Below are 23,266 nucleotides of genomic sequence, written 5' to 3'. Positions count from 1 at the left end.
GGATAGATCTCAACGTGACCTCCACCATCAACGTGGCAGTATTGGGCGCTCGCGGACGACTCGGTTCCGCAGCAGTAAAGGCCATCGAAGCGGCCGACGACATGGCAGTGGTCGCCACCTTGGGCCGCGGCGACGACCTGAGCCTGATCGAATCCTCCGGCGCCACCCACGTCTTGGACTTGACCGTGCCGGATCAGTCCGAGGCAAACGTCCGCCATGCCGTGGCCGCCGGCAAGCACACCGTGGTCGGAACCACCGGTTGGGATGAGCAAAAGCGGCAACGCCTCCAAGACTTGTTGAAAGATCAGCCCGAGGTAGGGGTCATGATCGCCCCCAACTTCGCGATCGGGTCAGTCTTGGCCTCACGTTTCGCGGCCGCCGCCGCACAGTACTTCGAATCCGTCGAGATCATCGAATTACACCACCCGAACAAGGTGGATGCCCCCTCCGGCACCGCGATTCGCACCGCCGAAATGATCAGCCAAGCACGGGTCGAAGCCGGCACACCAGCTGCCCCAGACGCGACCGAAACCGCCTTAGATGGTGCCCGCGGAGCCGATGTGGAATCCATCCCGGTGCACTCTGTCCGGCTGCGCGGACTCACCGCACACCAAGAGGTCCTCTTCGGCGGCGCCGGAGAAACACTCACCCTGCGTCACGACTCCTTCGGCCACGACTCCTTCATGCACGGGATCCTGCTGGCCCTACGCACCGTGGCGGACCGCCCCGGCCTGGCCTACGGGCTCGACGAGTACCTCGACCTCTAAACAAGACCGCCCGACGCACCCACCGCAGACTGAAAGCGACCATGACCTCAACCACCCGCACCAAACTCGGCGTCATCGCCGTGACCGCCATGATGCTGTTATTTCTGGGGGTGGGGGTTATCAGCGCCATCCAGTTCATCAGCACCGGACAACTCATTCCCGTCCTCATCGGCGTCGCCGTTCTGGCCCTGTGCGGGGTTGGGCTGTGGTTTATTGTGACCGAACTTCGCTTCGGTTTCGGCATGCAGTCCATGGCCCGGCAACTCGAGTCCGAAGGCGGTTTGCTCCTAGATGACCTGCCCAAGACCCCGGCCGGACGCTACATCCGGGAAGACGCCGACGCCGAGTTCGACCGGGTCATTGCCAGCGCAGACCCGAACCGCTGGCAAGATCTCTACCGGGTCGCACTCAGCTACGACGCGGCAGGAGACCGCGGGCGGGCACGCAAAACCATGCGTGCAGCACTGCACAAATTCCGGGCCAGCAACCGCTAAGTCTTCACCGCCCGAGCTGGCGACTTCCGGTTGAACAGCGAGGCGACCTAGGTGCCGATGGTCGCGATCAACCACTCCAGTGGACCACGGCCGCCGGAGACCATCGCCACCAGCCCCAGGAGGGCCACGGCGCCGAACACGATGACGGCTACAAGTGCATCAGCGAACCCATAGGGGCGTACGGCTGCCAAAACCACCAGATGCCACACATAGGTGGATAAGGACCAGCGGCCGATCCCGCTCAACCACTCCAACGGGTAGCGGGCCCAAGAACCTAAGGTAGCCAAGGCCGGTAGCCGGGCTGCGAGAACAACCACCACGACGGCGATGGCCGCATGCTGCCAGACGGCAGCGGCAGCTGCCGAGTGGGGCGTCGGAAGTAAATGGAACTCGGGCAGCTGCCACAAGGCGGTGACCCCGGGTAAGCCCGGCACGTAGTTGCCGGTCCACAAACCGGTGGCCACGACCGAGTTGGAAGCCAGCTCAGCGATGGTGCGCGCCCCGAGCACCCACAGCAGCACCGCCACTCCCGTTGCGAGCACGACGAGCGCCCACACGAGCATCGGGGTCGCCGCTGCCGGCCGTGTTGGGGTCGCTTGCGTCCCAGTGACGGGGTTGGAGCCAGCCGGACGCAGCCACGCCATGAGGGCTGCACCCAAAAGGGTGTAACCGATCCAGATCAGCACCGGATAGGCGAACCACGATTCCGGGCTCAGGTCTTTAAAATGTGCGTACTGGCGCCACCATGACCCACTGGGCGCGGCCGCTTGGACGTTTACCCACTGCTGGAGCCACGGTGTGAGCCCCAACCACACCACGGCTAAGAGGCCAAGGACTGGGCCGGAGCAGCGCCGCACCAACGCGGTGACAGCCATGGCCGTGGCCAACGGCACCAAGATGACATAGACCCCGGTGTCCAGCAGCTCCAGCCCCACACCAAACAGCACCAACAACGCCGACCGGGTCCACACGTACACCAGAGACTTATTCCGCATGAGCACCAGCGCCGCCCCCGCCAACACGGCAAACAGCACGGCCGCACGACCGGCGAAGACCATGCCCACCAAGGTCGGTTGAGCCGAGAGCACACCAGCCACCGTTTCGGAGGTATACAGCGGCAACGTATGCGTGGCCGTCATGGCCAACAGGGCCAGCGTGCGGGCAAGATCGAGTCCCCACAACCGGGCCGAGTTGGGCGCCGGGGTGGCCGCAGTGTGCGTCGGGGATGCTGAATCCATGCTTCGAGTCTAGCTTCGAGTGAAGCGCCCACCAGAGGGTGGCGACGCGCCGACGATGGCCGCGCGCTACGCCGCAGCCAGGCGGTGATGGACCGCGGGAAGGCTAAGCAAATCTGTTGCTCTGCTGGCCGGAGGCCTAGCAGGGGTGTAGGTATGCTTGAAAACATGGGTATTACAGCTGGAACTTCACCACACTTTGGTCGCCTTATCACCGCCATGGTCACCCCGTTCAAGGACGACCAAAGCATCGACTTTGATGCATTTGCGGCACTTGCGAACAAGTTGGTTGACGAGGGTAACGACGCCCTCGTGATTTCCGGGACCACCGGGGAGACCTCCACGCTGGAAGACCAAGAAAAAGAAGACCTCTTCCGTGCCGCCGTCGAGGCGGTGGGAGACCGGGCCAAGATCATCGCAGGTACCGGCACTAACCACACCTCCCACTCGGTGGAAATGGCCAAGCGTGCGGCCAAGGCCGGCGCGCACGGCCAGTTGGTGGTCACCCCGTACTACAACAAGCCTTCCCAAGAGGGCATCATCGCTCACGTTGAGGCCATCGCCGAGGCCGCCGATCTGCCGGTGATGGTGTACGACATCCCGGGCCGGTCGGGTGTTCCGATCACGACCGAGAGCCACCAGAAGCTGGCCCAGCACAGCAACATTGTGGCCTTGAAGGACGCCAAGGGCGACTTCACGGCGCTGACGGAAGTGCTCGGTAGCACCGATCTGGATGTCTACTCCGGCGACGACCTGAACACGCTTGCTTGGATGGCTGCCGGCGGAGTCGGCGTCGTCTCCGTGACCGCCCATGTGGCCGCGCCACAGTTCCGAACTCTCATCGACGCGATGGTCGCCAGTGACCTCGACGCGGCCCGGCAAGTACACTTTGAATTAGAACCAGTAATCCGCGGGATCATGACCCGGGCCCAAGGCGCCGTCGCAGCCAAGACGGTGCTGGCCGCCCACAACGTCATTCCCACCCCAGTTGTCCGCCTCCCGCTGGTACAAACCAGCCAGGCCGAACACGCCGCCATCGCCGGGGACCTGAAAGGCACCCGCTGGCAGATCTAAACCAGATCGGCCACCAGATACCGCAGGCGGGAGCAGCACAATTGGGACAACCCTGTGAAAAGGATCGACGCACCCGATGACCCTCGCCAAAAAGCTCATTGACCCACCAGCTCTGGCCAAAGATACCCTCCGCATCGTCGCCCTCGGCGGCATCGGCCAAATCGGCCGGAACATGACGGTCTTCGAGCTCAACGGCAAACTGCTCATCCTCGACTGCGGGGTGCTCTTCCCGGAAGAGACCGAACCGGGCGTGGACCTGATCCTGCCTGACCTGAGCTACATCCGGGACCGGCTCGATGATGTGGTGGCGCTGGTCATCACCCACGGCCACGAAGACCACATCGGCGCCATCCCGTACCTGCTCAAGCTCAAACCGGACATCCCGCTGGTTGGCTCAACCTTCACCCTCGCGCTGGTGGAAGCCAAGTGTGAAGAACACCGGATCAAACCTTTCACCATGACGGTCGATGCCGGGCAGAAGGAACAGCTTGGCCCGTTCGAGGTCGAGTTCATCGCCGTGAACCACTCCATCCCGGACTCGCTGGCCGTATGCCTGCGCTCCACCGCCGGCACCGTGCTGCACACCGGTGACTTCAAACTGGACCAGACCCCGCTGGATGGCCGACTCACCGACCTACGCACCATCGGCCGCATCGGTGCCGAGGGCGTGGACCTGTTCATGGCGGACTCCACCAACGCGGACGTGCCCGGCTTCACCCGCCCGGAACGGGAAATCGGCCCAATTCTGGAGCGCCACTTCGCCAACGTTCCCGGCAAGATCGTGCTGGCCTCCTTCGCCTCCCACGTGGACCGCATCCAGCTGGCGGTCAACGCCGCCGTCGCGAACAACCGCCGGATCGCCTTCATGGGCCGGTCCATGGTCCGGAACATGCGCATCGCCCAAGAGCTGGGCTTTTTGCACGTTCCCGAAGGCTACGAGATCGACCAGAAGGACATCCACCAGTACAAGGACAACCAGCTGGTGCTGATCGTCACCGGCTCCCAAGGCGAGCCAATGGCGGCCCTGTCCCGGATGGCCAACGGCGAACACAAGATCAGCCTCGGTGAACACGACAAGGTCATTCTGGCCGCCTCCCTGATCCCGGGTAACGAGAACCAGGTCTTCCGCGTCATCAACGGCTTGTCCGAACTCGGTGCCGACATCGTGCACCGCGGTAACGAACACGTCCACGTCTCCGGGCACGCATCCTCGGGGGAGCTGCTGGTGCTGTACAACTTGGTCCAGCCGAAGAACGCGATGCCGGTGCACGGCGAAATCCGCCACCTGCAGGCCAACGGACAACTGGCCATTGACACCGGTGTGCCGGCCGAGAACGTCATGCAGACCACCAACGGCACCGTGGTCGATCTGNTGAAATCACCCCGGATGACTTGAAGGACCGGCGCACCCTCGGTGAAGAAGGTTTCATCTCCATCGTCACCGTGATTTCCCGGCAACGCGGCAGCGTGGTCTCCGGACCGGACATACACGCCCGCGGTCTGGCCGAATCCGATCAGGTGCTCGCCAGCATCGTGCCACAAATCGAAGACGCCCTCGAGGCCGCGTTGGCGAAGAACTCGGAGGCCTCCCTACACCAGTTGCAGCAGGTGGTCCGGCGGACCATTGGCAGCTGGGTGGGCCGCAAATTGCGCCGCAAACCGATGATCGTCCCCGTTGTGATTGAGGTCTAAACTGCGAAGGCTCAGCGCGGATTAGCTGTTATTTGGACCGTAAAAACGGTACCCTAAGGCCTATGGCGACACGAACTTCCCCCGCGCGCCCACGGTCCAAAACTTCATCCACGAGCACCAAGAACGTCGAGACGGTCCCTCAGCAACACTGGCTGAGCCGCTTCGCGTACAGTGTGTGGTTGGTGTTTGCCCGGCCTGTCGGTGCACTCTTCCGAGCCCTAGGCCGTAACGTTGAGGTCCCCAATCAGGACAAACGCGACGGCGCGGGCCTGTTGCTGCTGCTGGTCGGACTCCTCATCGCCTTCGTGGAATGGTGGGGCGCCCGCGAACTGCACAACTGGTTCACCGACGGGATCCACTACGCCGCCGCCGGACCGTTCGGGCTGGCCGCACTCGCGTTGCCGTTCCCGTTCTTCCTAGGGGCGGTCCGCTACTTCAGACACCCGCAGGCACACCGGGACAACAGCCGCATCGCCATCGGCGCCTGGGTCATGGTGTTCGCCTTCGCCGCGATCGCCCACATCGTCACCGGCATGCCGGTGCTGGCCGCCGCGTTCGAAGACCTGTTGAACTCCGGCGGGGTGATCGGCTTTTTGCTGACCGTGCCGCTGGGTAGCTTGGTCACCCCGTGGCCGGTCCTCGTCGGCTACATTCTGCTCGGCGTGCTCGGCTTGCTGATCCTCACCGCAACCCCGGTGCGGCATATCGGAGACCGGATGCGTGCCGGCTACGAGTGGGTCATGGGGCAGGACCCGAACGCCTACACCGCAGCAAAGGGCAGTGCCGCCGACGACGACGCCACCGAAGCGTTCTCGGCCACCGATCACGACCAGTCCTACCTGTACGGCAAGAACGCTGAGCAGGGGAGCGGTAAACGCCCGGGCCTGTTCGCCAAGCTCTTTGGTGGTACCCGCAGCACCCAACCGGCTGTCGCCGATGCCGGTGAGGACCGGGTGCAGGCCTACGACAAGGCCGTCATTGCCGATCAGGAACTTGACGCCGAGGCTGCAGCCCCAATTGAACCGGTAGGGAAGAAGAAGCCGCGACGCCCGCGCGCCGGAAAGGCCTCCGCAGATGCTGAACCGGCCACCCAGATTTACGACCACGACGCCATCGAGGCGAACAAGAACCTCGACGCATCCAGCGCCGACTCCGCTGAACCGGTGACCGAGGCGATCTCTCGCATCGACGCGGCCGAACAGGCCCCGCAGAAGCCAACCACCGCGGGTCTGCCACCGAAGAAGGCGGAACCGGCTGCCGCGCCGACCGTAGCTTTGCCGCCACTGCCGCAACGCTCCGAGCAGCTGCAACTGTCCGGGGATGTGACCTACACGCTGCCGCCGAACGAACTGCTGCCACCGGGCCCACCGATGAAGGTGGCCTCGGAAGCCAACGAGACCGTCAAGGCGGCCCTGACCGAAACCCTGAAACAGTTCAAGGTGGACGCCGAAGTCACCGGCTTCTCCCGCGGCCCAACCGTCACCCGCTACGAAATCGAGTTGGCTCCCGGGACCAAAGTAGAGAAGGTCACCGCACTGGAGCGGAACATTTCCTACGCCGTGGCCTCCTCCGATGTGCGCATCATTTCCCCCATCCCGGGCAAGTCCGCCATCGGCGTGGAAATCCCGAACACGGACAAGGAAGTCGTCGCACTCGGCGATGTGCTGCGCTCCAACGCGGCCCGCAAATCCTCCCACCCGATGATCACCGGTGTCGGCAAGGACGTGGAAGGCGGCTTCGTCGTCGCCAACCTGGCCAAGATGCCGCACATGCTCGTCGCCGGTGCCACCGGCGCGGGTAAGTCCTCCTTCATCAACTCGATGATCGTCTCCGTGCTGATGCGCGCCACCCCGGACGAGGTCCGGATGGTCATGGTGGACCCCAAACGCGTCGAGCTCTCCGCCTACGAGGGCATCCCGCACTTGGTCACCCCGATCATCACCGACCCGAAGAAGGCCGCCGAAGCCTTGGAATGGGTCGTCAAGGAGATGGACACCCGCTACGACGATCTGTCCCGGTTCGGGTTCAAACACGTCGATGACTTCAACAAGGCCGTCCGCAACGGCGAGGTGAAACTGCCGCCGGACTCCAAACGGGTGCTCAAACCGTACCCGTACCTGCTGGTGATTGTGGACGAGCTGGCGGACCTGATGATGGTCGCCCCGCGCGATGTGGAACACTCCATCTCCCGAATCACCCAGCTGGCCCGCGCCTCCGGCATCCACCTGGTGCTGGCCACCCAGCGCCCCTCCGTGGACGTGGTCACCGGTCTGATCAAGGCCAACATCCCGTCCCGACTCTCCTTCGCCACCTCCTCAGTCACCGACTCCCGCGTGGTGTTGGACATGGCCGGAGCGGAGAAACTGCTCGGCCAAGGTGACTCGCTCTTCCTGCCGATGGGCGTCTCCAAACCGATGCGTGTCCAGGGTGCCTGGGTCAACGAATCAGAGATCCACAAGGTCGTCGAACACGTCAAGGGCCAGCTCAAGGCCCAGTACCGCGACGACGTCATCCCGGCCGCCGAATCCAAGAAGATCGACGAGGACATCGGCGAAGATCTGGACACCCTGCTGCAGGCCGCAGAGCTGGTCATCAACTCCCAGCTGGGTTCGACCTCGATGCTGCAGCGCAAACTGCGCATCGGTTTCGCCAAGGCCGGCCGCATGATGGACCTGCTGGAATCCCGCGAGATCGTCGGCCCCTCCGAAGGCTCGAAGGCCCGCGAAGTACTTGTCCAACCCGAAGAACTCGACCAGGTGCTGGCCAACCTGCGCGGCGAAACCCCGCCAGAGCCGGAACCAGCTGCCGAGCTTGAACCCGAGCCGGTCGCTGAACCCGCCTTGGACCAAGGCGCCCCAATGACCGAACCCATGGCCACCCCAGCTGAGGGAGCCGACGAGGACGCCTTCACCACGGAGTACAGCACCGACTTCGCCGACGACTTCAGCGACTCCGAAGACCGCGCTATCGTGGCAGAAACCATGATCGGCATCGAACCACAACGGACCGAGGCCATCGACTACTACCCGGAATCCGATGGCAGCGAAGACGCCTGGAACCTGACCGGTCGCTAAGGAGCAACCCGCAACGATGACTGCCCAACAACCTGTGTCCAACTGGAACCTGCCCAATATCCTTACTGGGTTGCGGATCCTGCTGGTACCGGTCTTCGCGTGGCTGTTCATCACCGCTGAGACCGAACAGGTCATCGGCTACCGCTGGGCCGCAGCCGGGGTCTTCATCGCCGCGATCATCACCGACAAACTGGACGGCGATATTGCTCGTGCCCGCGGGCTGATCACCAACTTCGGCAAGATCGCCGACCCCATCGCGGACAAGCTGCTCATCGGCGCCGGTCTGATCCTGCTGTCCTGGTCCGGGGACTTGCCGTGGTGGGTCACCATCGTGATCTTGGTCCGGGAGATCGGCATCACCCTGATGCGCTTCGTGGTCATCAAATACGGTGTGATGCCAGCGTCGAAGGGCGGCAAGATCAAGACCACCCTGCAGGCAGCCGGCCTGATCCTCATGCTGCTCCCGCTGGGCACCATCGCACCCTGGTTGGGCACCATCGGCTTCTGGGTCATGATCGCCGCCGCCATCGTGACCGTGCTGACCGGACTGGAATACATCGTCCAAGCAATCCGGTTGCGCAACAGTGCCAAGCATGCACAGCATGATGAGACCTCCGAGGTCCGGAAATGAACGAGGCCGAAGAGTTCCTAGTGGCCGAGCTGGTTCGCCGAGGAGCGAGGATCGCCACCGCCGAATCACTCACCGCCGGCCAACTGGCCGCCACCATCGCCAACGTGCCCGGCGCCTCCGCAACCTTGGCCGGAGGCCTTGTCAGCTACAACAACGACATCAAACATCGGCTACTGAACGTAGATGACGCACTGTTAAGCACCCACGGTGCGGTCTGTGCCGACGTCGCCCGGCAAATGGCCGAGGGCGCTGCGGCCCAGTTCAACGTGGACTACGCGCTGTCCACCACCGGGGTGGCCGGACCCGAACCCCATCAAGGTAAGGCGGTCGGAACCGTCTTCATCGGCATCCACACGCCGGAAGGCAGCTGGGCCGAGGAATACAACTTCACCGGTAATCGCGACCAGATCCGCCAGGCCACGGTCGTCAGTGCACTGGCCTTGCTCGTCAGAGAGCTGACCGGCTCCTCAAGCCAAGCTCGTCTCTAACTGAGAAAACTATGTGAATCCGCGGCTTTTACGGCTTTGAGCTACCAACTCACGATGCGGACTGCATAAGCTAAGAAGCAAGTGTTTGACAGAAATGGAATAAATCAGGGCCGCCCGGCGCTGTATCAGACAGAGTCCATTTCCAGCCACACCATATAGGAGCAGATTATCCACATGGTAAGACAACCGGTTTCCATCAATGGCGTTGTACATTGGAAGAAGCTGGAAGCTGAAAACACCGACAGCAACGAGGCCAAGGAGCCCACTATGGTGATTCTTCGACAAGAAATCGGTGATGTCCTGCGTGACATCCGTCAGCGCCAAGGCCGGACACTTCGTGAAGTTTCGCATAGTGCCCGTGTATCGCTGGGCTACCTGTCCGAAGTAGAGCGCGGTCAGAAAGAAGCTTCCTCCGAACTACTCTCCGCCATCTGTGTTGCGTTGGACGTGCCACTGTCACTGATGCTGCGTGAAGTCTCCGAGCGCATCGCACTTGCTGAAGGCGTCTCCATCCCAGACACCGTGCCAAGCGAGTTCTCTAGCGTCTTCGGCGCCGTCATTCCCGATGAACTTCCAGACGATCTAGCCCACGGTGTATCCGCCGGCTAAGCAATAACCGTCAATCTTAACCACGAAAAAGCCGCTACCTAATGCAGGTGGCGGCTTTTTCGTACGTTGAGGGCAAGAGTGAACACGTAGGATGGTGGCTATGCGCATGTCACGATTCTGGGAACTGATGGAAGACGAGTTTGGGGCAGGATACGCACACGTCCTGGCCGACTCGCTGGTTCTGCAGAACTACGATGGCACCGCCCAAGCCGCCCTGAATGAAGGCGTGGACCCCAAACATGTGTGGCGGGAGATCTGCATCATCCAAGAAGTTCCCGAAGAACGCTGGTTCGGGGTGCAGAAACCGCCGAAGAACTAGCGACACGCACCCCAAGTGTTCGAATGTATGTTCGGATAGGTTAGGCTTGAAGCAGTATTCACGCCGGTGGCTTCCACACCGAGCGTCACGACGATAAATTTTCCACATCGGCGTGCGTCGAACCTAAAGTGTCGGCGAGAGAAAATATATTGGAGATTGTTAGAAACCGCTGCCGCATGCGCAGCGAGTAGCGCAACAACAAGAAGGTGAACCATGGCTGCGGTAACAGACCGGGATAAAGCTCTTCAGGCAGCACTTGCCCAGATCGATAAACAATTCGGTAAGGGCTCGGTCATGCGTCTGGGGGACGAAACCCGGGCGCCTATCGAGACCATCTCTACCAGCTCCATCGCGCTCGATGTGGCACTGGGTATTGGTGGGCTGCCACGCGGCCGCGTCGTTGAGGTATACGGTCCAGAATCCTCCGGTAAAACCACAGTTGCCTTGCACGCCGTAGCCAACGCCCAGAAGAACGGCGGTTTGGCCGCCTTCATTGACGCCGAACACGCACTCGATCCCGTGTATGCCGAAAAGCTCGGTGTCGATACGGACGCGCTGTTAGTCTCACAGCCAGACACCGGTGAACAGGCGCTGGAAATCATGGACATGCTGGTGGGCTCCGGCTCGCTGGACATCATCGTCATCGACTCTGTCGCAGCCCTAGTGCCACGCGCCGAAATCGAAGGCGAGATGGGTGACAGCCACGTCGGTCTGCAGGCCCGCCTGATGTCCCAAGCCCTGCGTAAGATCACCGGTCGACTGGCACAAACCAAGACCACCGCCATCTTCATCAACCAGCTGCGTGAAAAGATCGGTGTGTTCTTCGGCAGCCCGGAAACCACCACCGGTGGTAAGGCCCTGAAGTTCTACTCCTCGGTGCGCATCGACGTTCGCCGGATCGAAACGTTGAAGGAAGGTACCAACCCGGTTGGTAACCGCACCCGCGCCAAGATCGTCAAGAACAAGGTGGCCCCACCGTTCAAACAAGCCGAATTCGACATTCTCTACGGTGAAGGGATCTCCCGCGAAGGCGGTCTCATCGACATGGGTGTGGAGCACGGCCTCGTGCGCAAATCCGGCGCCTGGTTCACCTACGATGGCGACCAGCTTGGCCAGGGTAAAGAGAACGCCCGCCGCTTCCTGAAAGACAACCCGGACCTCGCCGACGAACTTGAACGTCGTATTCGCGAGAAGCTGGGCATCGATAAACCAGCCGAAGGCGAAGAAGGTCCCGACCTGAAAGCCGTCGCTGAGTAAACATGAGTGCTGATCGAGCTGCCCAGCTCATCGCCGACCTGCAGGCCCGGATCGAGGAAATCGAGTCCGGGCCTTCCGGTACCAGCGAAGAGCTCACCGAAGTCGCCGATAACGAAGAGAGCTCCAAAGCCCGGGGCATTATTCTGCGCCAACTCAACGCGGGCCCGCGCACCAGGCACCAGCTGGCGCAAAAACTCGCCGAAGCCGAGATCGACCCGGACCTCGCCTCTGACCTACTGGACCGCTACACGGAACTCGGGCTGATCAACGACGCCCAGTTCGCCCGTGACTGGGTCGAGCAGCGCCACGAGATCCGCGGCCTGGCACGCGGAGCGCTGCGACGCGAGCTCCAAGACAAAGGCATCGAACAAGACGTCATCGAGGATGCTCTAACGAATCTTGATCGCGACGATGAGCGTGCCCGCGCTCACGAGCTGCTGGAAAAACGCTTGCGCACCCTGCCACTGCTGGAACCTCGGACCCCGGAATACCGCAAAACCCGGGAAAAATACGTGCGCAGACTCGTTGGCCATTTACAGCGCAAAGGCTACGACCCCTCATTGTCCTTCGCCCTAGTGAACGAAGCACTCGACGCTCACCAAATTTGACGCGGGCACTACAATTAGTAGGTACGACTTTTCAGCTAAGGAAAATCTGCCCCCATGACCAGCACTGCGACCACTCCTGCCCGAACCTACGAGGTACGCACCTTCGGCTGCCAGATGAATGTGCACGACTCCGAGCGCATCTCCGGGCTGTTGGAAGAAGCCGGCTATGTCCCAGTCCAGGACGAGAACCCTGACCTCGTCGTCTTCAACACCTGTGCCGTGCGTGAAAACGCCGACAACCGGTTATACGGACACCTTGGCAACTTGCGCAGTGTCAAAGCTGATCACGAAGGCATGCAAATCGCCGTCGGCGGCTGCATGGCACAAAAGGACCAAGACACTGTCCTCAAACGTGCCCCGTGGGTCGATGTCGTATTCGGTACCCACAACATTGGCTCCCTTCCAACACTGCTCGAGCGCGCCCGGCACAATCAGCAGGCCGAAATCGAGATTCTCGAAGCACTGGAAGTCTTCCCCTCGACCCTGCCGACGAAACGCGAGAACGCCTACTCCGGGTGGGTATCGATTTCCGTTGGCTGTAACAACACCTGCACATTCTGCATCGTGCCGTCCCTGCGCGGTAAAGAAAAAGACCGCCGGCCTGGCGAAGTACTTGCGGAAGTGCAGGCCCTCGTGGATGCAGGCGCCACCGAGGTGACACTGCTAGGACAAAACGTCAACAGTTACGGAGTTGAGTTCGGCGACCGCGGTGCCTTCGCGAAGTTGCTGCGTGCCTGCGGTGACATCGAAGGACTGGAACGGGTCCGTTTCACCAGCCCGCACCCGGCAATGTTCACCGATGATGTCATCGATGCCATGGCCGAGACCCCGAACGTGATGCCGCAACTTCACATGCCACTGCAATCCGGATCGGACCGCATCCTGAAGTCGATGCGGCGCTCCTACCGTTCCAAGAAATTCTTGGGCATCTTGGACAAAGTACGTCAACGCATGCCAGACGCTGCCATCACCACGGACATCATCGTCGGCTTCCCCGGCGAAACCGAAGAGGACTTCCAAGCCACCATGGACGTCGTGCGCGAATCACGGTTCGCCGCAGCCTTCACCTTCCAATACTCGATTCGCCCCGGAACCCCCGCCGCCACCATGGAAAATCAGGTCCCCAAAGACGTGGTTCAGGAACGCTACGAACGACTCGTCGCGCTCCAAGACGAAATCGCGGCGGCCGAAAACCTAAAACTCTTGGGCACCACACAGGAACTTTTGGTTACAGCGGCTGCCGGCAGCAAATCGGACCAGACCGGACGGCTCTCTGGTCGTGCTCGGGACAACCGCCTCGTTCACTTCTCCGTTCCGGAAGGACAACCAGCACCCCGGCCCGGTGACTTCGTGGAAGTACCGATCACCGAAGCCAAACCGTTCTTCCTCATCTCAGATCCCACCGCCGATCAATACAGTCTGCGCCGCTCACGCTCCGGAGATGCGTGGGAGCGTGAACAGGCTGATAGCTGCGGTGTCCCCACACCGGGAGGAAAACCCAAGGCCGTTTCTTTGGGTCTGCCGACCCTACGCGTGGGCAGCTAAGCCGTCTCAATGTCGACCGGCAGCGCAAGCAACGCAACAGGCACGGCAGCGTCCCACACGCCTATTGTCGCCATTGTTGGGGCCACTGCCACCGGCAAGACAGCCTTGGCCATTGAACTTGCCCGGCGTCTGGACGGGGAAGTGGTCAATGCTGATGCCATGCAGTTCTATCGTGGGCTAGACATCGGGACAGCCAAAGCGACTGCCGAGGAACAGGCAGGTATCCCGCATCATCTGATCGACACCATGGACTTATCCGAGGAAGCCTCGGTAGCCACCTTCCAGCAACAGGCCCGCGAAAAATTCGAGGACATTCGTGACCGTGGCCGTACACCGATTCTGGTGGGCGGTTCCGGTTTGTACGTCCGTGCGGCCCTAGATGAGATCGAGTTTCCGCCCACTGACCCGGACGTACGCCGCAGGCTAGAGGAGCAAGCACAACAACACGGCATGTCAGTGCTGGCTGAGCGTTTAGCGCGCATTGACCCCGAGTCCGCCCAACGGCTGCACGATGACCGGCGTATCATTCGGGCCCTTGAAGTCCACGAGATTTCGGGTCGCACCTTTACCTCCTATATGCCGCAACGGAGGTATCGGGATCCCCGCACGATACAAATCGGGTTGCAGATGGAACGGTCCCTCCTGCACGAGCGCATCGACGTACGCGTCTCGCGCATGATTGCCGATGGGCTGGCGGAAGAAACTCAAGAACTACTGTCACGTGGCCTGGCCGAGGCACCCACCGCGTCGCGCGCCATCGGCTATCCGCAAACACAACAATTCTTGGCCGGCAAGATCACGGCAGGGCAGTGGCAGGAACTCATTGCGACGGCCACTCGCCAGTTCGCACGGCGCCAAGAGACTTGGTTCCGTGCCGATTCGCGCGTCCATTGGCTTGCCTGGGACGCTCCCGAACTCGTCGATCACGCCGTAGCCCTGATCGAGACGGTCTAAGCCAACCTGGCCGTCTCTAGCGCTGCTGCTCTCGCTCGACCAGCAAGATACGGAAGCCCTTGTCCGAGGCTGCACGCGAAGAAACGAACCCAGCAGGCAACTCTTGTTGCAACCATTTCAGTAACGAGTCCGAGCCCAAGTGTTTCTGCACCACCAGCCAGGCTTGTCCACCTGGGTTGAGTCGTGGCAACCACGCCAATAGCAGCTGGTGCAGGACTTTCTTGCCCACCCGAATGGGCGGGTTGGACCAAATTTGGTCGAAACCAACCTCACCGGGAATCTGTTCTGCCGTGATCGGCCGAATATTTGTTAGCCCCAGCCTGCGGGCATTTTCTGCGGTCGAGGCTAACGCGTTTTCATTGACGTCTAGAGCCCAGACCTCAGCCTCTGGCTGGGCTAATCCCATGGTGAGTGCCAATGGGCCCCAACCGCAGCCAAGATCAAGAAACGTCCCAGCGGCCGAGGGAGCTTTAACGTGCCGGAGCAGGATGGCTGTACCCTTGTCGATTTCCTTGGGTGAAAAAATCCCTTTGGCTGCGACAAGATTTCGCTGTTCCCCCAACAACTCCACTGTCATAGGTTGGAAAGACGCTGTTGAAGAGGCTTGGAAGTAGTGTCCGCTCGGTGCAGAGCGCGCGGCAGAATCGCCGGGATTAGTGGAACTGGCCATGCAATTCAGCGTAGCCTAATCATCAACGGCCTCGGGAACAAAACGGGGTTGCCGATGGTTATAGAAGCACAACCTATCGCTTATCCAAGGGGAAATTATTACCACGAATAACGAAAAGCAACGTGAGACCAACGACATTCAAGATGTTATCGATCGCATCCTTTCCGTAGAGTCCGCTTCAGCGTCGAAGCATGTGACCCGGGCCGATCACGATGAAGACCTCTTGGACTCCCGTGCTGCAGCGTTAGATTCAGAAGCAGAAGATAGCGTCTTTGATGGGGAGCAATGGCAACGTCAAGAACGTCAGTCGTTGCGCCGCGTCCAGGGCCTATCGACAGAACTTGAAGACGTCACCGACGTTGAATACCGGGAACTGCGTCTAGAACGGGTGGTTCTGGCGGGACTCTACTCCCCAGAAGCTGGCACGCTCAAAGACGCCGAAAATTCCTTGCGTGAACTTGCCGCCTTGGCGGAGACCGCTGGGTCGGTCGTTCTCGATGGCGTTTTGCAACGCCGCCTCAAACCAGACCCCGCTACCTACCTCGGCTCCGGCAAAGCCCAGGAACTCAAAGCCATGGTGCAAGCAACCGGCGCCGACACGGTCATTGTCGACACCGAGTTGGCGCCATCGCAACGCCGCGGTCTAGAAGACATCGTCAAAGTGAAGGTCATTGATCGTACAGCTCTGATTTTGGACATTTTTGCCCAGCATGCCCAATCCCGTGAAGGTAAGGCCCAGGTAGAACTGGCCCAGCTGGAATACCTTCTGCCGCGTCTGCGTGGTTGGGGTGAGTCCCTGTCCCGTCAGGCTGGTGGCCGTGTTGGTGCCCTCGGCGGCGGTATCGGTGGCCGTGGTCCTGGTGAAACCAAGATCGAGTTGGACCGGCGCCGGATTCGTGCCCGCATGTCGAAACTCAAAAAAGAGATCGCCGCCATGGAACCGGTGCGTGAAACCAAACGTGCGAGCCGGCGCCGCCACGCGGTACCGTCGGTGGCGATTGCCGGTTACACCAACGCTGGTAAGTCCTCGCTGTTGAACCGGTTGACCGATGCGGAAGTCTTGGTTGAGAACGCTCTGTTCGCGACCTTGGATCCGACCGTCCGTAAGAGCCAGACCCCGGATGGCATTGGCTACACGCTCACCGACACGGTCGGGTTTGTGCGCCTGTTGCCGACGCAGCTGGTGGAGGCCTTCCGCTCAACGCTGGAAGAAGTCGCCGATGCTGACCTCATCCTTCACGTGGTCGACGCATCGCATCCCGACCCAGAGGGCCAGATCGAAGCGGTTCGCTCCGTCTTCCGTGACATCGATGCCCACAACATCCCGGAAATCATCGTCCTGAATAAGGCTGACGTGGCAGACCCGATGGTGGTCCAGCGCGTCCTGAACCAGGAAACCCACGCTGTGGTGGTCTCCGCACGAACCGGCGCCGGCATCGACCACCTGCAGGAAATTATCTCTGATCTGATCCCGCGGCCAGATCTTGAGATGGACCTCTTGGTGCCTTACACCGACGGGGACGTGGTCTCTCGGCTCCATGCGGCGGACGTTGAAATCCTGACGACCGAGCACCGTGCCGAAGGGACCGCGATGCGGGTGAAGGTGCGGGCCGAGCTGGCCGGAGAGTTGAGCCAATATCAGGATGCCTAATCTGGTGTGGACAACCCTAGACCGTCGGTGTGGCCACGTAGACTGGAGCAATGCCTCAATCTGCTGCTGACTCCCAACCCGCCACGGCCACGTATTCACCGTCGCAGAAAGTGGCCTTGGAGTGGCTGCAGGAAGCTGTCGACGGGTTAGGCGGACAAGAACGACCCGGTCAGGTCACCATGGCCGCCGAGGTCGTCGAAGCTATTGAGAAAAACCGGCACTTGCTCGTACAAGCCGGGACCGGTACCGGTAAGTCTCTGGCCTATCTAGTACCGGCGCTGCATCACGCCATGAACAGCGACAAGCCCGTGGTGATCTCCACCGCTACATTGGCGTTGCAGTCTCAGGTGATGAGTCGTGACCTTCCCCGGTTGTTAGATTCGCTTGAAGACAAGCTGCCACGGGAGGCAGTAACCGCGCTCGTTAAAGGGCGGTCAAACTATGTTTGCCGCAACAAGCTCGCCGGCGGCTTTCCTGAAGACGAGGGGCAAGAAGCCCTGATCGGTATGCTCGATGATGGTGCCGCCGTTCCGTTGACGGAGCAGACTCCGCAGGCAGCCACGTCCTTTGGCTCCGGATTGAGTGAGCTAGGCGAGCAGATCCAACGCCTGCGTGCGTGGGCAGCGGAAACCGAGACCGGCGACCGCGATGATCTCTCTCCCGGAGTTTCGGATCGTGCTTGGCGGCAGGTTTCCGTCAGTGCTCGGGAATGCTTGGGCAGCAAATGCCAGTTCTACGACGAGTGCTTCGTCGAACAGTCACGCGCACATGCGGCAACCGCTGACATCGTGGTGACGAACCACGCGCTCCTAGCATTCAGCGCCATTGAAGGATACGGGGTCCTTCCCGAACACGATGTTGTCATCATCGATGAGGCCCACGAACTCCAAGACCGGATCACCACCTCGGTGTCTACCGAGCTTTCCGCGGCGGCAATGAAGGCCGCCGCCACGAGTACCCGCAAGCACACCTCGGTCTCTCCAGCCTTGTTAGAAGAGGCCATCAAAGACTTCGAGAACGCCTTCAACGCAACTAGTGACGGGTTGCTCGAGATGGGGCTGAATCAGGCCCAAGAGGCTGCTTTGGCTGCCGTGCTCAGTGCGACGCGCACCCTGCTCTCGGATACGAAAGATTCAGGGAAAGACCAAGATGCCGGCCGGCAGGTGGCTCGGTCTCGACTCCAAGCTGTGTACGATGCGGCCGACCGGGTCATGAACTCGGCCCAAGGAATCACTGGCAGCGCTGCGCGCGCGGCAGGTCCTGCCCATGAGGCCCTCTGGCTGACTCGGCCCCGGACGCATGTGCCAGGCAAGGGCTACCAAGATCCAGATCCAATGACGCCGCCACAGTTGTGGGTCGCTCCGATTTCCGTTGCAGGGCCTTTGAAACAGGGTCTGTTGGAGGATCGTACTGTCATCTTGACCAGCGCTACGTTGGCGATTGGGGGCGACTTCGCCTCGGTGGCGGGCAGCATCGGGTTGAGCCGGGAGGAAAGCTCACGCTGGCGTGGGCTGGACGTGGGATCCCCCTTCGACTACCCGAGACAGGGAATTCTGTATGCCGCCCAGCACCTGCCGGAACCAACACAACAGCGTTCCCCGGAAAGCCTGAGCGAAATCAGAGACCTCATGGAAGCCAGCGGGGGAGGTGCCTTAGGATTGTTCTCCTCGATCGCCGCGGCAAAAGAGGTGACGGCCTATATCCGCGATGAACTGGACATGCCGATCTTGTGCCAAGGCGAGTCCAGCATGGCAGACCTGATCCGTCGTTTTTCCGAGGACAAGGACCTGTCCCTGTTCGGCACCATGAGCCTGTGGCAAGGTGTCGATGTTCCCGGGGACGCATTGCGGCTGGTGATCATTGACCGGATTCCGTTCCCACGACCGGATGATCCGATGTCTAAGGCGCGCTCGCTGAAAGTTGCCCGTGCCGGGGGAAATGGCTTCCTGACGGTGTCTGCAACGCATGCGGCCATGCGGCTCGCTCAAGGGGTTGGGCGGCTCATTCGAAGCAGCGACGACCGTGGCGTCGTAGCCATCATTGATTCACGGATCGTCAAGAAGTCATACGGCGGGTTCATCAAGTCGGCGCTACCGGATTTCTGGTCCACAACAGACCGCGACAAGATCTTACAGGTGCTCAAACGCCTGAGCAGCTAGCGGTTGCCCTTACTCCGGGTTCTCAGACTGAACGCAATACGGAGACGACTTTGCCCATGATGGTTGCGTGATCACCAAGAATGGGCTCGTAGTTGGTGTTCTGCGGCAAGAGCCAAGTGTGGCCATCACGCTGGCGGAACGTCTTCACAGTTGCTTCGTCGTCGAGCAAGGCCGCGACAATGTCGCCATTGTGGGCATCCTGTTGTTTGCGAACGACGACCCAATCTCCGTCACAAATGGCCGCGTCGATCATGGAGTCTCCTGAGACCCGGAGCATGAAGAGCTCGCCGTCACCGGTGATCTGTTTGGGTAGCGTCATGACATCTTCGACTTGCTGATCAGCCAAGATCGGTCCACCTGCGGCGATGCGGCCCACGACGGGTACCTGGACCTGTTCGGCTTCGGTCGCGAGTGTGTCGGTCGTTGGTACATAGCCGCCATCGCCCAGCCAGCCACGAGGCATATCCACATTCGAAACTAGGTGATCCCGGTCGGCAACTGCTTGGAGCGGAATGGGCTGTAGAGCATCATTGATCAGTTCGAGAGCGCGGGGCCGGTTCGGATCGCGACGAATGTACCCCATCTTTTCCAGCTGTTTGAGCTGGTGAGTCACGGAGGAGAGGGAGGCCAACCCTGCGGCATCCCCGATTTCACGCATGGATGGCGGATAGCCCCGATCAGCAATCTCCGTCGCGATATAGGTCAAGATGGTGCGCTGACGATCACTGAGCTTGTTCTTGTCTCCGCGTGCTCCGCGTGGGCGACCAGCCATTGAGTATCTCCTTGCGCGAGGTTCTTATCCTGTCGGTGGGCCTTGATTTCCTTGAAATATGCCTAGCACAAGGCTACCGAAAATCGTACGGATATGAAAGGTATCTTCGAACGACACTCGACATTGTTCGAAACTTTGTGCTAGAACTTTTATAGAACAAGACATCGAAGATATGTTCGAAGTCGGTGTTGGTTGGAGGAGTAAGAACTCCAGCTGACGCAGAAAGGATCGTTACAATGGCAACCGCTACTACCGCATTGACATTGACCCGCCGCGGCCGCTTCCTCTTCCGGGGCATGCCGTTACTGGCAGCCATCATCGCCGCCTTGATCGTGATGATGTACCTGTTTGCGGCCCAAACGAACCAAGCCCAAGCTGTCGGCTCCGTTGAAGGCGTCCCGACGAAGCAGGTCACGGTATACGCCGGAGACACCCTGTGGGATATTGCATCTGCTGAGCGCCCAGATCAAGACGTGGCTGTCACCATGATGCAAATTGAGGAGCTGAACGGTCTGGACAAGAACCCACTTCAGCCGGGCCAGAGCATCGAGGTTCCGACTCCATAACTTCTCCGAATGGGTAGTGCCATGAAACTGATCTACCCTTGTATGTGTGAGTCAGCAAATCAATCCCACCCCCGAAACTCCAGAAGAAGCAGCTGCGCTGCAGGAGCTATTGGATCTATTGCCGCTACGTGATGATCTTCGCGGCAAGAGTGCTTACGGTGCACCACAAATCGATGTTCCGGTGCAACTGAACACGAATGAGAACACGCACCCGGTCCCGCAAGATGTTCAGGACGCTGTGGTGAAATACGCCGCGGCTGCTGCCGCGACGATGAACCGCTACCCGGACCGTGAATTTGTAGAATTGCGCGAAGCACTTGCGCTCTACCTGGGACACGACCTGACCAAAGAGCAGATTTGGGCCGCAAACGGTTCCAATGAAGTTCTCCAGCAGATCATGCAGGCCTTCGGCGGGCCAGGGCGCAAAGTGCTGAGCTTCGCTCCCACATACTCGATGTACCCCATCCTGGCTAGCGGGACAAACAACGAGTACATTGCTGCTCCACGAGCCGAAGATTTCAGTCTCAGCCCCGAACACGCTGCCGAACAAGTGCGGCTACACCAACCCCACATTGTTCTGTTGTGCTCGCCTAATAACCCCACCGGAACTGCGCTGGGCCTAGATGTTGTGGAGGCTGTGTACGAGGCAACCGAATCATCCAACTCCATTGTGGTCGTGGATGAGGCCTATGCAGAGTTCGCGCTAGCAGGTACAGAATCTGCGTTGAACATGCTTCAAGGTCGGCCGCGGCTCATTGTGACACGGACGATGTCAAAGGCCTTCGCGATGGCGGGGGTACGTCTTGGCTATTTGGCGGCCGCCACCGAGGTGACAGCGGCTCTGCGTTTGGTACGTTTGCCGTACCACTTATCAGTTATGACTCAGGCAACGGCCCTTGCGGCCCTGCGACACAGCGGATCCTTGCTGGCTAACGTCGAGGACATCAAGCGGCAGCGCGATCGCATTGTCACGGGCTTGTCCAGCCTTGGCTTCACTCCTGCGGTATCCGACTCCAACTTCGTGTTTTTTGGTGGTGTTGAAGACAACAAGCAGCTCTTTGAGAGCCTGCTGGCCAAGGGCGTGCTGATTCGAGATGTCGGCATCGAAGGCTTCATGCGCGTCACGGCAGGAACCGAGGCGGAGACAACCCGTTTCCTTGAGGCCTTAGCAGAAATCGTTGGCTAGCGCAGTCAGAGACTAGAATAGAAGCAGTCTTTAGCTAGCCGTTGTGATGTGAAAGAAGAGATGAGCGCAGAAAAACTTGCTGGTCGTCGCGCCAAGATGCAGCGAAACACCAGTGAATCACAGGTCTTTGTTGAATTGGATCTGGATGGCACGGGCCAAGCAGACATCAGCACTGGGGTCCCTTTTTACGACCACATGCTGACCTCGCTTGCCAAGCACTCCCAGATGGACCTGACTGTTCAGGCCACCGGAGACGTCGAAATCGACGTGCACCACACGGTTGAAGATGTGGCCATCACGCTGGGTGAAGTTTTCCTCGCAGCACTAGGCGACAAAAAAGGCATCCGCCGCTTCGGCGAAGCGACAGTGCCGTTGGATGAAGCCCTCGCTAATGTCGTTGTCGACATCTCGGGTCGTCCCTACGTGGTGCACGAAGGCGAACCAGAAGGCCAGCAGTACCACCTCATCGGCGGTCACTTCACTGGTTCCATGACCCGCCACGTGTTCGAGTCCTTCGCCTACCACGCGCAGATTTGCTTGCACGCCCACCTGATTCGCGGCCGGGATCCACACCACATCGTGGAAGCCCAGTTCAAGGCCTTGGCCCGCGCACTGCGAGCTGCCGTGGAAGATGACCCCCGAATGACCGGCATCCCTTCGACCAAGGGTGCGCTCTAAATGGGCCGTCCTGAAGTAGTCGTCCTCGACTACGGGGCGGGCAACATTCACTCCGCCATGAACGCACTGCGTCATGTCGGAGCCAATGTAGAACTATCACGTGACTCCAAGGCCATCTTGAACGCGGACGGCCTGTTGGTCCCTGGCGTGGGAGCTTTCGGCACCGTAATGGAAGACTTGCGGGCCTCCGGTGCACCACGTTGGATCGGTCAGCGCATCGCCGGAAATCGTCCAGTGATGGGTATCTGCGTCGGACACCAAGTCTTCTTCGAGCGCGGCGTCGAACACGGTGTGCAAGCCGAAGGACTCGGTGAATGGCCTGGCGTCGTTGAGCAGCTGGATGCCCCGATGCTGCCACACATTGGCTGGGATTTCGTATGCCCACCGGCCGAGTCAGACATGTTCGAAGGGGTCGCCAATGAGCGGTTCTACTTCGTCCATAGCTACGCGGTGCAGAAATGGGACTTCGAGGTGGGCAACCCAAAGATCAAACCACCACAGGTGACATGGGCCCACCACGGCGTCGACTTCATCGCGGCCATCGAAAACGGTCCACTGTGGTCAACTCAATTCCACCCAGAAAAATCCGGCCGGGCCGGTCTGCAGCTACTGCGAAACTGGGTAGAAACGCTGTGACAGACTTTCCCCTCGCCTCCAGCCTCTTGATGGCTCTGGGCGGCCTGCTCATCGGCGGGGCGTATTCGTTCTGGAAGCAGGACTTCCCCCGCTGGGTGTCCATTGGCTTCGGAGTTTGCGCAGTCTTATCCTTGGTTGCCGCATGGGCTGTCGCCCAGTAAGTTCACGCCGCACACACCACCACCACACATTGGGAGAACC

General features: G+C 60.5%; 22 protein-coding genes and 1 pseudogene. 20 read left to right on the top strand and 3 right to left on the bottom strand.

Going from position 1 to position 23,266, the window contains the following annotated elements; translation table 11 throughout:
* Positions 1 to 14: 14 nt before the first annotated feature.
* The gene (dapB, locus tag ACFFFR_RS03595; RefSeq protein WP_377458164.1) at positions 15 to 767 is read left to right on the top strand and encodes a 4-hydroxy-tetrahydrodipicolinate reductase; all 753 of its coding nucleotides are present in this window, start codon (positions 15 to 17) and stop codon (positions 765 to 767) included.
* A 41-nt stretch (positions 768 to 808) separates the two neighbouring features.
* Positions 809 to 1,261, top strand: a complete 453-nt coding sequence (locus ACFFFR_RS03590; RefSeq protein ID WP_377458163.1) for a cupin domain-containing protein — start codon at positions 809 to 811, stop codon at positions 1,259 to 1,261.
* Between the two features lie 47 nt (positions 1,262 to 1,308).
* Here ACFFFR_RS03590 and ACFFFR_RS03585 read toward each other — a convergent pair whose 3' ends face one another.
* Positions 1,309 to 2,499 (bottom strand): heparan-alpha-glucosaminide N-acetyltransferase domain-containing protein, encoded by a 1,191-nt coding sequence (locus ACFFFR_RS03585; RefSeq protein ID WP_377458162.1) that lies wholly within the window; start codon positions 2,497 to 2,499, stop codon positions 1,309 to 1,311.
* Positions 2,500 to 2,664: 165 nt separating this feature from the next.
* Here ACFFFR_RS03585 and dapA point away from each other — a divergent pair, with 165 nt between their 5' ends.
* The 11 genes and pseudogenes from dapA to miaA all read left to right on the top strand — a co-directional run bounded on the left by dapA (position 2,665) and on the right by miaA (position 14,747).
* Positions 2,665 to 3,570, top strand: a complete 906-nt coding sequence (gene dapA / locus ACFFFR_RS03580) for a 4-hydroxy-tetrahydrodipicolinate synthase (RefSeq protein WP_377458161.1) — start codon at positions 2,665 to 2,667, stop codon at positions 3,568 to 3,570.
* Positions 3,571 to 3,646: 76 nt separating this feature from the next.
* A pseudogene (locus tag ACFFFR_RS03575) lies at positions 3,647 to 5,262 on the top strand (ribonuclease J).
* Between the two features lie 62 nt (positions 5,263 to 5,324).
* Positions 5,325 to 8,336 (top strand): DNA translocase FtsK, encoded by a 3,012-nt coding sequence (locus tag ACFFFR_RS03570; protein ID WP_377458160.1) that lies wholly within the window; start codon positions 5,325 to 5,327, stop codon positions 8,334 to 8,336.
* A gap of 16 nt (positions 8,337 to 8,352) precedes the next feature.
* Positions 8,353 to 8,967: a CDP-diacylglycerol--glycerol-3-phosphate 3-phosphatidyltransferase gene (gene pgsA / locus ACFFFR_RS03565; protein WP_377458159.1), complete on the top strand. Its 615-nt coding sequence runs from the start codon at positions 8,353 to 8,355 to the stop codon at positions 8,965 to 8,967.
* Positions 8,964 to 9,455, top strand: a complete 492-nt coding sequence (locus ACFFFR_RS03560; RefSeq protein ID WP_377458158.1) for a CinA family protein — start codon at positions 8,964 to 8,966, stop codon at positions 9,453 to 9,455. Before pgsA ends, ACFFFR_RS03560 begins: the two co-directional genes overlap by 4 nt.
* Before the next feature lie 174 nt (positions 9,456 to 9,629).
* Complete coding sequence (locus ACFFFR_RS03555; RefSeq protein WP_377458157.1) at positions 9,630 to 10,064, top strand: helix-turn-helix domain-containing protein; 435 nt, start codon at positions 9,630 to 9,632, stop codon at positions 10,062 to 10,064.
* 100 nt (positions 10,065 to 10,164) lie between these two features.
* Positions 10,165 to 10,383 (top strand): DUF3046 domain-containing protein, encoded by a 219-nt coding sequence (locus ACFFFR_RS03550; RefSeq protein WP_446686093.1) that lies wholly within the window; start codon positions 10,165 to 10,167, stop codon positions 10,381 to 10,383.
* 213 nt (positions 10,384 to 10,596) lie between these two features.
* Positions 10,597 to 11,640, top strand: a complete 1,044-nt coding sequence (gene recA, locus ACFFFR_RS03545; RefSeq protein WP_377458155.1) for a recombinase RecA — start codon at positions 10,597 to 10,599, stop codon at positions 11,638 to 11,640.
* A gap of 2 nt (positions 11,641 to 11,642) precedes the next feature.
* Positions 11,643 to 12,248: a regulatory protein RecX gene (locus tag ACFFFR_RS03540; protein WP_377458154.1), complete on the top strand. Its 606-nt coding sequence runs from the start codon at positions 11,643 to 11,645 to the stop codon at positions 12,246 to 12,248.
* A gap of 54 nt (positions 12,249 to 12,302) precedes the next feature.
* The gene (gene miaB, locus ACFFFR_RS03535) at positions 12,303 to 13,793 is read left to right on the top strand and encodes a tRNA (N6-isopentenyl adenosine(37)-C2)-methylthiotransferase MiaB (RefSeq protein WP_377458153.1); all 1,491 of its coding nucleotides are present in this window, start codon (positions 12,303 to 12,305) and stop codon (positions 13,791 to 13,793) included.
* A 9-nt stretch (positions 13,794 to 13,802) separates the two neighbouring features.
* Positions 13,803 to 14,747 carry a tRNA (adenosine(37)-N6)-dimethylallyltransferase MiaA gene (gene miaA, locus ACFFFR_RS03530; protein ID WP_377458152.1) on the top strand — a complete coding sequence of 315 codons (945 nt, stop codon included), beginning with the start codon at positions 13,803 to 13,805 and terminating at the stop codon, positions 14,745 to 14,747.
* Between the two features lie 16 nt (positions 14,748 to 14,763).
* Here the strand turns inward: miaA and ACFFFR_RS03525 are convergent, their stop codons facing one another.
* On the bottom strand, positions 14,764 to 15,417 hold the full coding sequence (locus ACFFFR_RS03525) for a class I SAM-dependent methyltransferase (protein ID WP_377458151.1): 654 nt from the start codon (positions 15,415 to 15,417) through the stop codon (positions 14,764 to 14,766).
* Positions 15,418 to 15,499: 82 nt separating this feature from the next.
* Here ACFFFR_RS03525 and hflX point away from each other — a divergent pair, with 82 nt between their 5' ends.
* Positions 15,500 to 17,068, top strand: coding sequence for a GTPase HflX (hflX, locus tag ACFFFR_RS03520; RefSeq protein ID WP_377458208.1), 1,569 nt, complete (start codon positions 15,500 to 15,502; stop codon positions 17,066 to 17,068).
* Between the two features lie 50 nt (positions 17,069 to 17,118).
* Entirely contained in the window at positions 17,119 to 19,227 is a 2,109-nt protein-coding gene (locus tag ACFFFR_RS03515) for an ATP-dependent DNA helicase (RefSeq protein WP_377458150.1), read from the top strand.
* 22 nt (positions 19,228 to 19,249) lie between these two features.
* On the opposite strand, the gene lexA is transcribed toward ACFFFR_RS03515, so the two are convergent.
* The gene (lexA, locus tag ACFFFR_RS03510; RefSeq protein ID WP_377458149.1) at positions 19,250 to 19,999 is read right to left on the bottom strand and encodes a transcriptional repressor LexA; all 750 of its coding nucleotides are present in this window, start codon (positions 19,997 to 19,999) and stop codon (positions 19,250 to 19,252) included.
* A 236-nt stretch (positions 20,000 to 20,235) separates the two neighbouring features.
* Here lexA and ACFFFR_RS03505 point away from each other — a divergent pair, with 236 nt between their 5' ends.
* The 5 genes from ACFFFR_RS03505 to ACFFFR_RS03485 all read left to right on the top strand — a co-directional run bounded on the left by ACFFFR_RS03505 (position 20,236) and on the right by ACFFFR_RS03485 (position 23,226).
* Positions 20,236 to 20,565 carry a LysM peptidoglycan-binding domain-containing protein gene (locus ACFFFR_RS03505; protein WP_377458148.1) on the top strand — a complete coding sequence of 110 codons (330 nt, stop codon included), beginning with the start codon at positions 20,236 to 20,238 and terminating at the stop codon, positions 20,563 to 20,565.
* A gap of 97 nt (positions 20,566 to 20,662) precedes the next feature.
* Positions 20,663 to 21,751, top strand: a complete 1,089-nt coding sequence (locus tag ACFFFR_RS03500) for a histidinol-phosphate transaminase (protein WP_377458207.1) — start codon at positions 20,663 to 20,665, stop codon at positions 21,749 to 21,751.
* Positions 21,752 to 21,811: 60 nt separating this feature from the next.
* Entirely contained in the window at positions 21,812 to 22,429 is a 618-nt protein-coding gene (hisB, locus tag ACFFFR_RS03495; RefSeq protein ID WP_377458147.1) for an imidazoleglycerol-phosphate dehydratase HisB, read from the top strand.
* Complete coding sequence (gene hisH / locus ACFFFR_RS03490; RefSeq protein WP_377458146.1) at positions 22,430 to 23,065, top strand: imidazole glycerol phosphate synthase subunit HisH; 636 nt, start codon at positions 22,430 to 22,432, stop codon at positions 23,063 to 23,065.
* Entirely contained in the window at positions 23,062 to 23,226 is a 165-nt protein-coding gene (locus ACFFFR_RS03485; RefSeq protein WP_377458145.1) for a CG2302 family histidine operon protein, read from the top strand. Before hisH ends, ACFFFR_RS03485 begins: the two co-directional genes overlap by 4 nt.
* Positions 23,227 to 23,266 lie beyond the last annotated feature (40 nt).

The sequence above is a fragment of the Micrococcoides hystricis genome (genome assembly GCF_042434215.1).
In the GTDB taxonomy this organism is placed as follows: Bacteria; Actinomycetota; Actinomycetes; order Actinomycetales; family Micrococcaceae; genus Micrococcoides; species Micrococcoides hystricis.
This window is presented reverse-complemented; position numbering and strand designations above follow the sequence as displayed.

Excerpts from the sequence above, each read along its gene's own strand:
- ACFFFR_RS03550 (WP_446686093.1), top strand. The coding sequence starts at position 10,165 with ATGCGCATGTCACGATTCTGGGAACTGATGGAAGACGAGTTTGGGGCA.
- ACFFFR_RS03505 (WP_377458148.1), top strand. The coding sequence starts at position 20,236 with ATGGCAACCGCTACTACCGCATTGACATTGACCCGCCGCGGCCGCTTC.
- ACFFFR_RS03515 (WP_377458150.1), top strand. The coding sequence starts at position 17,119 with ATGCCTCAATCTGCTGCTGACTCCCAACCCGCCACGGCCACGTATTCA.
- ACFFFR_RS03555 (WP_377458157.1), top strand. The coding sequence starts at position 9,630 with ATGGTAAGACAACCGGTTTCCATCAATGGCGTTGTACATTGGAAGAAG.
- ACFFFR_RS03560 (WP_377458158.1), top strand. The coding sequence starts at position 8,964 with ATGAACGAGGCCGAAGAGTTCCTAGTGGCCGAGCTGGTTCGCCGAGGA.
- hisB (WP_377458147.1), top strand. The coding sequence starts at position 21,812 with ATGAGCGCAGAAAAACTTGCTGGTCGTCGCGCCAAGATGCAGCGAAAC.
- dapA (WP_377458161.1), top strand. The coding sequence starts at position 2,665 with ATGGGTATTACAGCTGGAACTTCACCACACTTTGGTCGCCTTATCACC.
- ACFFFR_RS03585 (WP_377458162.1), bottom strand. The coding sequence starts at position 2,499 with ATGGATTCAGCATCCCCGACGCACACTGCGGCCACCCCGGCGCCCAAC.
- ACFFFR_RS03525 (WP_377458151.1), bottom strand. The coding sequence starts at position 15,417 with ATGGCCAGTTCCACTAATCCCGGCGATTCTGCCGCGCGCTCTGCACCG.
- miaA (WP_377458152.1), top strand. The coding sequence starts at position 13,803 with ATGTCGACCGGCAGCGCAAGCAACGCAACAGGCACGGCAGCGTCCCAC.
- hisH (WP_377458146.1), top strand. The coding sequence starts at position 22,430 with ATGGGCCGTCCTGAAGTAGTCGTCCTCGACTACGGGGCGGGCAACATT.
- recA (WP_377458155.1), top strand. The coding sequence starts at position 10,597 with ATGGCTGCGGTAACAGACCGGGATAAAGCTCTTCAGGCAGCACTTGCC.
- ACFFFR_RS03540 (WP_377458154.1), top strand. The coding sequence starts at position 11,643 with ATGAGTGCTGATCGAGCTGCCCAGCTCATCGCCGACCTGCAGGCCCGG.
- ACFFFR_RS03570 (WP_377458160.1), top strand. The coding sequence starts at position 5,325 with ATGGCGACACGAACTTCCCCCGCGCGCCCACGGTCCAAAACTTCATCC.
- pgsA (WP_377458159.1), top strand. The coding sequence starts at position 8,353 with ATGACTGCCCAACAACCTGTGTCCAACTGGAACCTGCCCAATATCCTT.
- ACFFFR_RS03590 (WP_377458163.1), top strand. The coding sequence starts at position 809 with ATGACCTCAACCACCCGCACCAAACTCGGCGTCATCGCCGTGACCGCC.
- miaB (WP_377458153.1), top strand. The coding sequence starts at position 12,303 with ATGACCAGCACTGCGACCACTCCTGCCCGAACCTACGAGGTACGCACC.
- lexA (WP_377458149.1), bottom strand. The coding sequence starts at position 19,999 with ATGGCTGGTCGCCCACGCGGAGCACGCGGAGACAAGAACAAGCTCAGT.